Here is a 15,133-nt window from a genome sequence, read left to right as displayed (position 1 = left end):
CACCACCACACCCTTCGGCTTTCCAGTCGAACCCGACGTGTAAATCACATACGCCGGGTTGTCAGGTATCGGCGGTGTGACCGGTCGCGATCCATCGAGCGCCGCCGGCAAAACCACCACCGGCCCCGCATCCTCAACCATGAAATCCAGACGCTCCTCCGGATACGACGGATCAAGCGGTAGATACGCACCACCCGCCTTAAGGATCGCCAGCAACGACACGATCAGATCCAGCGAACGATCCATCCGCACACCCACAACCGACTCCGGCCCCACCCCCACCGCCGCCAACCGACCAGCCAACACCGACACACGCGCATCCAACTCCCCATACGTCAGCCGAGCACCCTCGAAAACCACCGCCACCGCGTCAGGAGTCCGGGCAACCTGAACCCCGAACAACTCCGGCAACGTCGCCTCCGGCACCTCCACGGCCGTGTCGTTCGGCAACCGGTCGTCGTGGAACTCCAGCGCACCGACCGGTTTGTCGGGTGCGTCCAGTGCCGCCGCGAGCAGGAACTCCAAGTGCTCCAGGAACCTCTCGACGGTCCGCGCAGTGAACAGGTCCGTCGAGTAGGTCGCTTCGACACGCATCCGGCCGTCGGTGCGAAACGCCTCCAGCGCGAGGTCGAACTGGGTGGTGTCGTTGTGTACCGTCTCCCAGCTCGCCTCGACCCCGGGCAGGTCGAAGCCCTGCAGACCTTGCGTCAGAAACAGCAGCATCACGTCGAACAGCACCGACCGGCCCGCGGTGCGGGGTGGCCGCAGCTTCTCCACGAGCACGTCGAACGGCAGGTCCTGGTGCGCGTAGCCGTCGGTGCACACACGCCGCACGCGCTCGACCAGTTCCGCGAAGGACGGCTCGCCGGACAGGTCCGCGCGCAGCACCAGTGTGTTGCCGAAGTTGCCGATGAGCCGCTCGACCTCGCCGGCGTCCCGGTTCATCGACGCCGAGCCGATGGGCACGTCGAGCGCGCCGGTGTAGCGGTGCAGCAGCGCGGCATAGGACGCGAACACGACCATGAAGGGCGTGACGCCACGTGCTTGCGCGAACGCCGCGGCCCGGTCGGTCAACGCCGGGTCGAACGTCCGAACGCGACGGTCGCCGCGGCTGGACCGCACCGCGGGGCGCGGGAAATCCGTCGGCAGCGGCAACGGCTCCGGTGCCGGATCCAGTTCGCGCCGCCAGTACTCGTAGTCCTTGCCGACCGGGTTGGTCCGCTGCCACACCGCGAAGTCCGCGTACTGCACCGGCAGCGGGTCGAGGTTCGCGGGCTGTCCGGTGGTGTCCTCGCGATACAACGCGGACAGATCGTGGGAGAGCACGTTGAAGGTGAAGCCGTCCCACGCGATGTGGTGCACGGTCAGCACGAGCACGTGGTCTCGCTCGCCGCGCCGGATCAGCCGTAGCCGCAGCGGATGCTCGTGTTCCAGGTCGAACGCGTGCGCCGACTCCTGCCGGGAAAGCGCTTCCACCGCGCGCTCGATCTCGGCGTCAGGCAGGCCGCGGAGGTCGTTCTCCGGCATCCGCACCACGGCATACCGGTCGACGACCTGGCGTGGGCCGGGCACGTACCGGGTGCGCAGGATCTCGTGCCGCTCCACCAGCCGCTGGAACGACCGGTGCAGCGCGCCGGTGTCCAGCTCGCCCCGCAACGTGATCGCGAGGCAGACGTTGTACGCCGGGCTGTCCGGCTCCAGCTGCTGCAGGAACCACATGCGGGCCTGCGCGTACGACAGCGGCAGATCGTCGTCGCGGTCGCGCTTCGGGATCTGGCTGGTACTCGCCAGCCCGGCCTGCGCGAGCCGGCGGCGGAGCAGTTCCCGCTTGCGGGCGGCCAGGTCACTCACCGGCGATCTCCTTCAACGCGGCGAACCACGCACTCGACAGTTCGCGGATACGGTCCTCGGTGAAGATCGCGTCCGGCCACTGCCAGTCGGCCTCCAGCACCGAACCGCGGACGAGCGCGTTGAGCACCAGGCAGTACGGGGCGGGCATGTCGTCGTCGACGCCACCGCCCATCGCGCCGACCTCGGGTGCACCCGACCAGGGCTCGCCGTCGGACTCGCCCACCGTGAGCCTGCCCATGTAGTTGAACTCGACCTGCGGTTCGGGCAGTCGCGCCAGCTCGGGTTCGGTGTCCGGGTTGAGGTAGCGCAGCAGGCCGTACCCGATTCCCTTGTCCGGCAGGGCGAGCTGGTCGGCGACCTTGCGCACGTCGCTCGGGTCGATGCGCACCGGGTAGACGGTGGTGAACCAGCCGACGGTGCCGGACAGGTCCGCACCCGGCACGATCTGTTCCTCGCGGCCGTGGCCTTCGAGCGCGATCAGCGCCGGACCGTCCTCGCCGCGCCAGCGTGCGACGGCACGGGCGAACGCGGTCAGCAGCACGTCGTTGATCGACACCCCGAGCCGCTCGGGAACAGTCGTCAGCAGAGCCTCGGTCAGCTCCGGATCGAGGGCGGTGCGGGTGGCGCGCATCGTGGCACGCGTGTCGAGCGCCGGATCGAGGCGGCGCGCGCCGAGCAGCGGATCCGGGCCGGCGAGGATGTTGCGCCACAGATCGAGCTCGACCGCCTTCGCGGTGGCCGCCTCGGGAAGCGCTTTCGCCCACTCGCCGAACGACGTACCGACCGGCGGCAACTCCTGGCCCTGCCACAGCTCGGCCAGCTCCGACACCAGCACGCCCCACGACGCGCCGTCGACCACCAGGTGGTGCAGCAGAATCAGCAGCCGGCCCGGGCGGCCCGACCCGGCGTCGAACCAGACGAATCGCACCATTTCGCCGTGCTCCGGCGACAACTGCCGCAGCATCGCCTCCATGACTTCGGGTACCTGGCGCGCGATGTCCCCGGCCTCGACGCGGCGGACGACGCTGGAAGCGCTTAGCGCGCCGCGGGGCCGGACGGTGAAGGTTTTGTCGAAAGTGGACCGGAGCAGGTCGTGCCGGTCGAGCAGCGCCTGCACGAGGCGGTGCACGCCGTCGAGATCCAGGTCCGGTGGCGTGCACAGCAGCCGTGCCTGGCTGAGCCGGTCGTAGGGCCGGTTGCAGGTGAGCCACCTCAGCATCGGCGTGAGCGGCACGTCGCCGATGCCCGCATCCGGATCGGCGGACCGTGTCGAGGTGCCCGCGACGGTGGCGAGTTCGGCGACCGTCCGGCGTTCGAACACGTCACGCGGGGTGAACCCGAATCCTGCCGCGCGGGCCTTGCTGACCAGGCGCATCGACACGATGCTGTCGCCGCCGAGCGCGAAGAAGCTGTCGTCGACACCGACCCCGCTGACGCCGAGGACCTCGCCGAACAGCTCGATCAGCCGGGCCTCGGTGCCCGTGCGTGGCGGTCGCCCGGATCCGGTGCGGTCCGGCGCGGGAAGCGCTTTCACATCAAGCTTGTCGTTGCGGGTCAACGGGAACTTCTCGACCGGGACCACAGCCGCGGGCACCATGTAGTCGGGCAGCGCGGCCGCGACGTGCTCGCGCAGGCCGTCGACGCCGCCGTCTCGCAAGAGCACGTACGCGACCAGCCGCCGCACGCCGGGCGTGTCCTCACGCGGGATCACGACCGCGCGCTCGACCCGCTCGTCCCGGGCCAGGACTGCCTCGATCTCGCCGGGTTCGATGCGGAACCCGCGGATCTTGACCTGGTCGTCCACCCGGCCGAGGCATTCGAGCCGCCCGTCGGAGGTCCAGCGCGCGATGTCGCCGGTGCGGTACATGCGGCCACCGTTGAAGGGATCCGCCACAAAACGTTCGGCGGTCGTCGCGGGCCGCCCGAGGTAGCCTCGCGCGAGCCCGGCGCCCGAGATGTACAGCTCACCCTCGACTCCGATCGGACACGGCCGCAGCCTGCGGTCCAGTACGTAGGCGAAGGCGTTGCCCACCGGACCACCGATCGATGGCGTGTCGCTTGTGGACAGCTCGCACGCGGCGGAGTCCACAGTGCATTCGGTCGGGCCGTAAAGGTTGAAAACGGGCAAATCTCTCTCGGCGCCCAGTTCGCGCCACATCTCGCCGGGTACGGCCTCCCCGCCGACACCGAGCACCTTCAGGTCGGCGCGCCACGGTTCGGTCGCGACCTGCGCGAGCAGCGACGGCGACAGCTCGACGAACTCGATGCTGTGGTCTGCCAGGAATCGCCGCAGCAGATCGGCGTCGCGGCGCACGTCCGGCGGCACGAGGTGCAGCTCGTGGCCCGCGAACATCCACAACATGGGCTGCCAGGACGCGTCGAACGCCATCGGCCACGCGTGCGCGACCCGCAGCGGCCGCCCTGCGCGCGCCTGCGCCGGGGCGAACAGGGCGTTGTTGTGGCTGGTGAGGAGGTTGACGATCGCGCGATGCGGCACCACCACGGCCTTCGGGGTGCCGGTCGAGCCCGAGGTGTAGATGACGTAGGCCCGGTTCTCGGGCCGTGCCCGGACCTCGAGGTTGTCCGGCGACGACCCCTCCGTCAGCTCGGTCAGGACGACTTTCGGCCGCGCGTCGGCGAGCATGACGTCCAGGCGCTCGCGGGGCCAGCCCGGATCGATTGGCAGGTAGGCGGCGCCGGTCTTGATCACCGCGAGCAGCGCGATGATCACGTCCGGCCCTGGCGGCAGGCACAGCGCGACGATGTCCTCCGGCCCGGTGCCCAGGCCGCGGGCGACGTGGTTGGCGCGCGCGTTCAGCTCCGCGAAGGTGAATCGCTGCTCGCCGGACACGAGCGCGGTCGCGTCGGGCGTGAGCCGGGCCTGTTCCTCGAACGCCTCGGACATCGTGACCTGCGGCGCGTCGAGGGCCTTGCCGGTGCCGAATGTGCGATGCCGCTCGTGGTCCTCCGCCGAGAGCGGATCGAACGGCTTGTCGTCCACAAAGGCCTCGGCAGCGCGCTCGAAGTAGCGCGCGAGCGTCTCGACGAACTCCTGATCGAACACGTCCGGCCGGTACTCGAAGACGACGGAAAGCGCTTCCTCCGCCGCGACGGCGAGGGTGAGCGGATAGTGCGTGGCGTCTTCGACCTCGACCTTCGCGATGCTGATCCCGGCGCGGGCCTCGGCGTCGCTGACCGCGGCCGAGTCGATCGGGTAGTTCTCGAACACGATCAGCGTGTCGAACAACTCACCGGTCCCGCGTTGAATCTCGGCGAGTCCGAGGTACTGGTGCTCCAGCAGTTTCGCCTGCTCGTCCTGGATCTCGCGCAGCGGCGCATCGGCGCGGACGCGCACCGGGATCGTGTTGATGAACAGGCCGATCATCGAGTCGACGCCGGGTAGATCGGCGGGCCGGCCGGACACGGTGGCTCCGAACACGACGTCGTCACGGCCCGTCAGCCGGGCCAGCACCTCACCCCACAACGCCTGCACGACGGTGTTGACAGTGAGGCCCTCCGCACGGGCGCGTGCGTAGAGCCGGTCGGCCGGGATGTCCAGGCGCACCTTGTCCGGGCGGACGGGTACGCGGGACGCCGCGGGTGCGATGAGTGTCGGCTCCACGCCGTCGAGGGCCTCGGCCCACGCCTTCTTCGACACCTCGGTGTCGCGTGTGGACAACCACGCCAGGTAGTCGCGATACGGGCGGGGGCGTGGTGGCGCGTCGCCGGCGTAGAGCGCGAGCAGGTCGCTGACCAGCAGCGGCAGCGACCAGCCGTCGAGCAGGATGTGGTGGTTGCTGATCACCAGCCGGTGCCTGGTTGCGGAGTCGCGCACCAACGTCATCCGCAACAACGGCGGCTCGGTCAGGTCGAACCGGGCGCGTTCGTGCACCAGGTCGCCCTCGGTCTCGGTCCATGGCAGCTCGACGTCGTCGAGGATCAGCTGCACCGGATCGTCCAGATCCTCGTCGGTGAAAACGGCACGCAGGTTGGGATGTCTGGCCAGCAGGGCCTTCGCCGCCTCGCGCAAACGTTCGCCGTCCAGTTCGCCGTCGAGATGCAGTACCGATCGGACGGTGTAGACGTCGGACTCGGAGTCGAACCGGGCATGGAAGAACAGGCCCTGCTGGAGCGGGGACAGCGGCAGGACGTCCTCGATCACTTCTTCCCCCATTTCGCCGCGAGCTTGTCCAGTTGGCCCTGGTTGAGCGACACCAGCGGAACGTCGGCCGGAGCCAGCCCGGCCGGTCGGCCGGTAAGCGCTTTCACCCAGGCGTCCGCGAGCCGTTCGACCTCGCCCGCATCGAATCGGGCGGTCCACGACCACGTGGCCGTGAGCGTCTGGTCGCCGGTCAGCACCGCGTTGATCTCCAGCGGGTGGTGCTGCTCGGGTGGCGGCGGAAGTTCCTCGGGGCCGGGAACCCAGTAGTCGCCGCTCAGCTCGAAACGGCCGAGGTAGTTGACGACGATCTCGGGCTCGCCGTCCGCCTCCGCCGGTGTCCGGCTGCCGTCCAGCAGGACCGGCCGGATCGTGGTGAACCAGCCGACCGTGCGGGAGAGGTCCGCCCCACCATCGCGGCCGTGCCCTTCCAGCGCGACGACCGTGGGCTTGCCCAAGGCGGCACCGAGCGCGGCGAGCATGCGGGTCTCGACACTGCCGTGGCCGACGCGCACCTCGCGCACAAGACGACCCACGGTTGGCGCGGACTGTCCACCCGCGACACTGCCGGTGGCCTGCAGCGCGACGGTGCGGAACGCCGTCGGCACGGGCGGCAGCGCCGGGGCGCGCCCGGCCGCGCGGGCGGACCACGCCGTGGCCAGGTCCTCGGCCAGGATGCGCCATGAGACGCCGTCGACCACCAAGTGGTGCAGGACGAGCAGGAGCCGGTTGCCGTCGAACACGACCGCGCGCATCATCGCGCCCGACCGCGGGTCGAGCGCCTCGACCGCCTCGTCGTAATGCCTGGCTTCGTACGGCTCGTGAACGCGGCGCAGGACGTCCGCGGCACGAATCGCTCCAGGTGGCGGCACCCGCAGCGCGTCCCCGTCCAACCGGGCGCGAAGCAGATCGTGATGGTCGAGGATGTCCTGCAGGACCAGCTCGAACGCGTCGTGCGCGAACGTGTCGGGTACGCGCAGCAGCGCCGCCTGGTGCATCTTGGGCGCGCCGGATTCGGCCCACCATCGCATGATCGGCGTGAGCGGCACCTCGCCGGTGCCGTCGGCGTGCGTGACCGTGGTCGCGGCGTCGGCTACGCGGGCCAGCGCGGCGGCGGTCTGGTGCTCGAACACCTGGCGCGGCGAGATCCGCAGTCCCGCGGCGCGGGCCTTGCCGACGAACCGGATCGAGGAGATGCTGTCGCCGCCGAGGGTGAAGAAGTTGTCCTCCGCACCGACCTCGGGCAGCTCGAGCAGCTCCGCCACCAGTCCACAAAGGATCTTTTCGGTCTCGGTGACGGGCAGCCGCGACGTGTTTTCGGCCGGTGGTTCGGGCAGCGCGCGGCGGTTGACCTTGCCCGAGGGCATCAGCGGGAACTCGTCGAGGAACAGGTACCGGGCCGGCACCATGTGCTCCGGCAGCCGCTGCCGCAGCCAGTCGCGCAGCCCGTCGATCTCCCGCCCGAGGCAGTACCCCACGAGTCCCTGGTCCCGCACCAGCGCGACCGCGCGGCGGACTCCCTCGTGCTGTTCGAGCACCGCCTCGATCTCTTCGAGTTCGACGCGCATGCCGCGGATCTTGACCTGGTTGTCGGCGCGGCCGAGGAATTCCAGGCTGCCGTCGGGCTGCCGGCGCGCGAGGTCCCCGGTGCGGTACAGGCGCTCGCCGGGCGAGAACGGGTTCGCGACGAAGTGGCCGGCGGTGCGACGCGGGTCGTTGATGTAGCCGCGGCCGAGGTACACGCCGCCCGCGTACAGTTCGCCGGGCACGCCGACCGGGGCGGGCAGCAGATGCCGGTCCAGCACGTACAGCTGGGTGTTTCCGTTCGGTTTGCCGATCGACACGGTGCTGCGCACGGCGTCGCGATACACGACGTGGCTCACGCCGATCGTGGCCTCGGCGGGGCCGTAACCGTGATACATCACCGCGTCGCTGCTCGCCCGGAACCGCTGGAACAGCTCGGGAGTGAGCACCTCGCCGCCACACCACACGTGCTTGAGCGACCGCGCGCGTTCCCTGAAGCCGTCCATCTCCAGCAGCAGGTCGAGCACCGAGGACGGCAAGTAGGTGAAGGTCACCTCGTGCCGGTCGATGAGCTCGAGCAGGTAGTCGATGTCGCGCTCGCCGCCGGGTTCGGCGATCACCAGCCTGCCGCCGGTGACCAGCGGCAGGAACACCTCGTTGATCGAGATGTCGAAGCCGAGCGGCGCCTTGAACAGGGCCGCGTCGCCGGGCCCGAAGCCGAGCATTTCGCGCTGCCACAGCAGGCGATGCGTGATCGCGCGGTGGCGGATCATCGCGCCCTTCGGGGTCCCGGTCGAGCCTGAGGTGTAGATGACGTAGGCGAGCCGCTCGGGATCGATGCGGACGCCGGGATTGTCCGGTGTGGACCTTTCGAGATCCACGTGCACGACCGGTACGCCGAGTTCACGCACCGGCTCGTCGTGGGTCTCGCCGCTCACGATCGCCGCGAGACGTGCGCTTTCGCAGACCTCCGCGATCCGGCGCGCCGGCCACGACGGTTCGAGTGGAACGAACGCCGCGCCGGCCTTTTCGATCGCCAGCAGGCCGACCACCATCTCCAGTGACCGCTCCCAGTGCACGCCGACGCACTGCTCCGGGCCGAGGTACCGCAGTTCACCCGCGAGATGGTTGGCGAGGCCGTTGAGCTCCGCATAGGTGAGCTTGCGGTCGTGGAACTCGACGGCGATCGCGTCCGGGGTCCGCGTGACCTGCTCCTCCACCATCTCGGTCAGGGTGATGTGCGGCCGGTTCTCCGCAGTGTCGTTGAAGGAGTGCAGCCGCGCGTGCTCGGACTCGTCGAGGAGGTCGACCAGCCCGACCGGACGTTCCGGATCGCGCACGAGCACTTCGACAACCCTGGCGAACCACCGGCCTAAACGCTCTACTGTGGACTCCTCGAACAGGTCCGCGCTGTAGGTGATGTCGCACGCGCCTGGTCCGAAGTGGAACGCGAGATCGAACTTGGCTCCGGTGATGCCGGGATCCAGCGACGTCGCGGTGATTCCGGGCAGCGCGAGTTCGATGGGCTCGTCCCGCTGGGAGACCATGATCTGGAACAGCGGGTGGCGGCCCGGTGAGCGCGGCGGGTTGAGCGCGTCCACCACGCGCTCGAACGGCACGTCCTGATGCGAGTAGGCCTCCAGGTTGGTCTCGCGGATCCGGCCGAGCAGCTCACGGAACGTCGGGTCCCCGCTCACGTCGGTACGCAGCACCAGGTTGTTGACGAAGAAACCGACCAGGTTGTCCAGCGCGTCGTCGTTGCGGCCCGCGGCGGGTGTCCCGAGCGGGATGTCCTCGCCGGCGCCGAGCCGGTGCAGCAGCACGGCGACGGCGGCCTGGCCGACCATCAGTTCGGTCACGCCCAGGCGCCGCGCGAGCGAGGTCACCTCGGGAAATCCGATGTGGACGCTTCCGCCGCGCCGGGTCGGCTGCGGTGGTCGCGGGCGATCGGTGGGAAGCGGAAGTTCCTCGGGCGGGTCTTCGAGTTGCTTCGCCCAGAACTCCGTGCCGCTGGCGTTTTCCTCCTGCCACAGCGTGTAGTCCGCGTACTGCACCGGAAGCGGCTGCCAGTGGGGTGCGGTACCGGCGATCCGTGCGGCGTAGGCCTCGCCGAGATCACGCAGCAGCGGCCGTGCGGACCATTCGTCGGCGGCGATGTGGTGCACGACGAGCCTGAACTCGTACTCGTCGTCGCCGGTCCGCCGCAGGTCGTACCGGATCGGCGGTTCCTCGTCGAGCCGGAACGAATGCGAGATCGAGCCGCGGCGCACGGGCTGGGCGGGCAGGATGCGCTGGTACGGCTCGGCGCCGGGGAAGATCGTGCGCAGCGACTCGTGCCGTGCGACGACGTCCTGCAGCGCGGCTTTCAGGGCTTCGGTGTCCAGCGGCCCGCGCAGGCGGGCGGCGAACGGGATGTTGTAGGTCGGGCTGGGTCCTTCGAGGTGGTGGAGGAACCACAGGCTGCGCTGGGCCGGCGACAGCGGTACTCGGTCCGGGCGCGGCCGCGCGACCAGCGGTGGGCGCTGTGTCCCGGCATCGAGCATCGGTGCGAGCCGAGCCACCGTCGGGTTGTCGAACACGCCGCGCAGCGGCAGATCCACGCCGAACGTCCGGCGGATACGGCTGACGAGTTTCGTCGCGAGCAGGGAATGTCCACCGAGGGCGAAGAAGTCGTCGTGCACGCCGAGGCTGCCCGCACCGAGAACGTCGGCGAACAGTCCGCACAGGATCTCTTCACGCGGGTCGCGGGCATGAGCATCGGCCTCGAAACGCGGTTCGGGCAGGGCTTTGCGGTCGAGCTTCCCGCTCGGTGTCAGCGGCAACTCGTCCAGTTCCACGAACACCGACGGGATCATGTGCTCGGGCAGGTTGGGCGGTTCGGCCTTGCCGACGACGTAGGCGATGAGCTGTTGACGCTCGGCCTGCACCGTGACGGCCGCCGCCTGTACGCCGGGCTGTGCGGTGAGGGCGGCTTCGATCTCGCCCAGTTCGACCCGGAACCCGCGGATCTTCACCTGATCATCGGTGCGACCCAGATACTCGAGGGCCTCACCGCTCCAGCGCACCAGATCACCCGTGCGATAGAGCCGCTGCCCCGGCTCGAACGGGTTCGCCACGAACCGGGACGCCGTCAAACCGGCCCGCTTCAGATATCCCCGGGCAAGCTGAACGCCGCCGACGTACAGCTCACCGGTGACGCCGAACGGAACCGGCCGAAGATGCTGGTCGAGGACGTGCACCTGGGTGTTCCACACCGGGCGGCCAATCTTCACACCGTCCTCAACCCGGTGAAACGTCACATCCACAGCCGCCTCGGTCGGCCCATACAAGTTGTGCATCCCCGGCCTCGCGATGTCCTCCGCAAGCACTTCCCCACTACAGATCACCCGCCCCGGCAACGGCCGATCCCCATACACACGCAACATCGACGGAACAAAATGGACCGTCGTGACCCCCTCCCGCTCAATCACCCCCGCCAGATAGTCGGGATCCTTATGACCCCCCGGCCTCGCCACCACCAACGTCGCACCGGTGATCAGCGGCCAGAAAAACTCCCACACCGACACATCAAAACTCGACGGAGTCTTCTGCAACACCCGATCACCCGCACCGAGACCGTACTCGTGCTGCATCCACAACAAACGATTCACAATCGCCCGATGCGACACCACCACACCCTTCGGCTTTCCAGTCGAACCCGACGTGTAAATCACATACGCCGGGTTGTCAGGTATCGGCGGTGTGACCGGTCGCGATCCATCGAGCGCCGCCGGCAAAACCACCACCGGCCCCACATCCTCAACCATGAAATCCAGACGCTCCTCCGGATACGACGGATCCAACGGCAAATACGCACCACCCGCCTTCAAGATCCCCAACAACGACACCACCAGATCCAGCGAACGATCCATCCGCACACCCACAACCGACTCCGGCCCCACCCCCACCGCCGCCAACCGACCAGCCAACACCGACACACGCGCATCCAACTCCCCATACGTCAGCCGAGCCCCCTCGAAAACCACCGCCACCGCGTCAGGAGTCCGCCCCACCTGAACCCCGAACAACTCCGGCAACGTCGCCTCCGGCACCTCCACGGCCGTGTCGTTCGACCGCACCTCGGGACGCTTGTCCGGCGCCTCGGTGAAGCGGGTGAGGATCTCCCGGAACCGGTCGGCGATCTCGGAAACGTCCGGGAACCGGTCCGCGTCGTGGTCGATGCGAACAGCCAGTTCGTCGCCGGGAACCACGTTCAGCGCCAACGGGTAGTGCGTCGAGTCGCGGACGGAAACCTCGTCCAGTAATGGAATGTCGCCGTCCATCGGGTAGCTCTCGAATACCACGAGCGTGTCGAACAGGGGCGCCCGCTGGATGTCGGCGAGGCCGAGGTGCTGGTGCTCCAGCAGCCGCGCCTGCTCCGCCTGGACCCGCGTGAACAGTTCCGCGAGCGACTCCCCCGGCGTGAGCCGCACCCGCACCGGCACGGTGTTGATGAACAGCCCGACCATCGATTCGACACCCGGAACCTCGGGGCTGCGGCCGGAAACCGTCGCGCCGAAGACGACGTCGGACCGTCCGGTGAGTTCCGCGAGCACCAGGGCCCACGCGCCCTGCACGACGGTGTTGACGGTCAGCCCCCGCGACCGCGCCACCCGGTTCAGTTCCGCGGCGGGCACGGTGAATTCGGTGCATGCTGGGAAACCCGTGGCGCCACCGCCGACGAGAGTCGGCCCGTCGAGATCGCGAAGCGCCTCCACCCACGCCTCTCGCGCCCGCCGTTTGTCCTGTTTGGACAGCCAGGCGAGATGCTCGCGGAACGGGCGCACCGGCGGCAGGCTCTCGCCCCGGTACAGCGCCAGCAGTTCGCGCACCACGATCGGCGCGGACCAGCCATCCCACAACAGGTGATGCGCCGTCAGCACCAGGGTTCGCTTGCCGGCCAAGGTGAACCGCAGCAGCGGCGGGCGGGCCAGGTCGAACGGTGCGGCACGTTCTTCGTCGAGGTCGACCTCCGCCACGACACGGAACGGCACCCGCACCGCACGCCGGATGACCTGCACGAACTGCCCCGAGGACTGGCTGCGGAACGCGGCACGCAGGTTCGCATGCCGCCGCACCAGTGCCTCGGCGGCGCTCCGCATGCGCTCGGCGTCGACGTCCTCGGCGAGCCGCAGCACGGTCTGCACCGTGTAGACATCGACGCCGTCCCCGAGCAAGGCGTGGAAGACCATGCCCTCTTGGAGAGGCGTGAGCGGAAGAACGCTCTCGACGCTCGCGGCCACCGTCAGGACTCGTCGTTCATGGCCCGCACAAGGCTGAGCGGACGCATGTCGGTCCAGTTCGCCTCGATGTAATCGAGGCATGCCTGCCTGCTGTCCTCACCGAACACCACGCGCCAGCCCGCCGGCACCTCCGCGAAGGTGGGCCACAGCGAGTACTGGCCCTCGTCGTTGACCAGCGCGTAGAACCGGCCGTTCTCGTCATCGAACGGATTGGTCACGGTAAGCCTCCTCGTGATTAGCCGAGGCTTACCTTAGTAAGGCGACCCTAAACGTGTCCAGCCGCGAAAAAGGTGACGAGCGCTTCGTTGACCGCGTCCGGTCGCTCCAGGTAGCCGTAGTGCCCGCAGTCCTCGATCTCGACGTAGCGCGCGCCCGGAATCGCCTCCGCCACCTCGCGGGCCAGGTGCGGGGGCAGTCGGAGATCGTCCGCGAACCCGATCACCAGGCACGGCACCCGGATCGCCCGGTACGCCTCAAGCCTGCTTTCGATGATGTCCAAGCGAAGCTGCGCACGCACGCCCGGCGTCCACGCCGTGGGCGACATCTCGAAGACGTCGAGCCAGTCCTGGATCCGGAAATCGTCGTTGAGCGTGCGGGGCGAGAGATTCTGCACGGCCCGCAGCACCGCTTCGTAGCACGCGGGAAGCTCGACCCCGCTGTCCCGCAACGCACGTTCCGCGGCGCCCATCGTGGCGCGCATCGCGTCCGGACGCCCGCGCGTGGCCATCAACACCGCCCGCGACACCAGCTCCGGCCGCGTGAGCGCCAGTTCCGCCGCCACCTGCGCGCCCATCGACGTGCCCACGACCCGGCACGGGCCGAGTCCGAGCTGCTCGATGAGCCCGGCTGTGTCGGCGACGAGATCGTCGATCGTGAAACCCGGCGGCGCGGGCGAAATCCCGCGATTGTCGAACGTGACGACGCGGTACCCGGCCTCGGTGAGCGCGGGCACCTGATGCAGATGCCACACCCGGCCACTGGCCGCCGTACCCATGACGAGCAGCACCGGTTCGCCGGAACCCGTGTCGTCGTAAGCGATTTTTATGCCGTTGACGTCAGCGAACGACATGGTTCTCCTCGTAAACTCGCGCGACGCAAGGCCGGCATGGTCGCCGCGACCAGGCCGACGCCCAGCACACACACGATTCCACCGGCGACCAGCGCACCACCACCGCCCAGCAGGCGGGCCGCGAGCCCGGCCTCGGCGTTGCCCACCGCGGGCCCACTCGTCGCCTGCGCGAGCCACAGGCTGGATACCCTGCCCTGCAAGTGATCCGGCGTGTAGTGCTGCAACAACGCACGCCGCAGGATTTCCGACGTCGTGTCGCCGACGCCCGCGACGGCCAGGAACAACAGCCCCACCCACAACTGGCCGGCCAGCCCGAACGCCATGATCGCCAGGCCCCACAACGCGACCGCCCCGAACAGCGCGAGCCCGCTGAGGCGAACGCGACCGGTCCAGCCGCTGGCCAGCGCACCGAGGAACGCGCCAACCGCGGGCGCGGTGTAAAGCAGTCCGACGGTGGAGGGGCCGCCGCCGAACACTTCCTCGCCCAGCTGCGGGAACAGCGAGTACGGCATCGCGAACACCATCGCGAATACGTCGATCAGCAGCAATCCGCCGACGACCTGGTTGCGGCGGACGAAGTTGAAGCCCTCGGCCAGTGCGCGCAACGGATGCTGCGGTTCGGCCTCGGCGCGCTGCGGCGGGATGAACCACATCAGTCCGACGCCGGCCAGGTAGCCGATGGCGTCGATCGCGAAACACGCGGCGACACCCGGACCGGCCGCGATGAGCCCCGCCACGGTCGGCCCCACCATCGCACCGAACTGGCTGGTCACGGTGATCAGCGCGCCGGCCGCGGTGAGATGCGCGGGTTCGACGAGGCCGGGAATCGCGGCCATCAACGCGGATCCGCCGAGCCCGTTGACGGAACCGGCGAGCACCGCGGCGACGTAGACGATCACGAGGTTCGGGTGTGGCATCGCGGCGTTGACGGCCAGGCCACCGAGCACGACCGCGACGATCACCCGTGTGCCGAGGATCAGCCGCCGCCGGTCGACCCGGTCGGCGAGCACCCCGCCCGCGAGCAGTCCGACGAGCAGTGCGAAGCCGAACGCCAGGCTCACCAGTCCGACCTGGACCGAGGACCCGGTGACTTGGTAAACGTGCAAGTTGATGGCGACGTTGGTGAGCGCGGTCGTCAGCACGGTGAGGGTCTGGGCGACGAAGACGAGGCGGTAGGGCCGACTGGCGCGAAGCGGCGTGACGTCGATGACCATTTCCCCGAGCCGCACGCGAACACCTTCCCTCCAG

6 protein-coding genes are annotated in these 15,133 nt (G+C 69.1%); all 6 read right to left on the bottom strand.

Annotated elements, in window-relative coordinates:
• Positions 1 to 1,851 (bottom strand): condensation domain-containing protein (locus HFP15_RS23385; RefSeq protein ID WP_168518856.1); only part of this gene is annotated, 1,851 nt, incomplete at its 3' end.
• A complete protein-coding gene (locus HFP15_RS23380; RefSeq protein ID WP_312871714.1) occupies positions 1,844 to 6,013 on the bottom strand; it encodes a non-ribosomal peptide synthetase in 4,170 nt (1,389 codons plus the stop codon). The genes HFP15_RS23380 and HFP15_RS23385, both read right to left, overlap by 8 nt.
• Complete coding sequence (locus HFP15_RS23375) at positions 6,010 to 12,816, bottom strand: non-ribosomal peptide synthetase (protein WP_168518854.1); 6,807 nt, start codon at positions 12,814 to 12,816, stop codon at positions 6,010 to 6,012. The genes HFP15_RS23380 and HFP15_RS23375 overlap by 4 nt, the downstream gene beginning before the upstream one ends.
• Positions 12,817 to 12,818: 2 nt before the next feature.
• Complete coding sequence (locus HFP15_RS23370; RefSeq protein WP_168518853.1) at positions 12,819 to 13,034, bottom strand: MbtH family protein; 216 nt, start codon at positions 13,032 to 13,034, stop codon at positions 12,819 to 12,821.
• 47 nt (positions 13,035 to 13,081) lie between these two features.
• Complete coding sequence (locus HFP15_RS23365; RefSeq protein WP_168518852.1) at positions 13,082 to 13,885, bottom strand: alpha/beta fold hydrolase; 804 nt, start codon at positions 13,883 to 13,885, stop codon at positions 13,082 to 13,084.
• Positions 13,858 to 15,114 (bottom strand): enterobactin transporter EntS, encoded by a 1,257-nt coding sequence (entS, locus tag HFP15_RS23360; protein ID WP_312871713.1) that lies wholly within the window; start codon positions 15,112 to 15,114, stop codon positions 13,858 to 13,860. The genes HFP15_RS23365 and entS overlap by 28 nt, the downstream gene beginning before the upstream one ends.
• Between the last annotated feature and the right edge of the window lie 19 nt (positions 15,115 to 15,133).

Source organism: Amycolatopsis acididurans, assembly GCF_012328925.1.
Lineage (GTDB): Bacteria > Actinomycetota > Actinomycetes > Mycobacteriales > Pseudonocardiaceae > Amycolatopsis_E > Amycolatopsis_E acididurans.
This window is presented reverse-complemented; position numbering and strand designations above follow the sequence as displayed.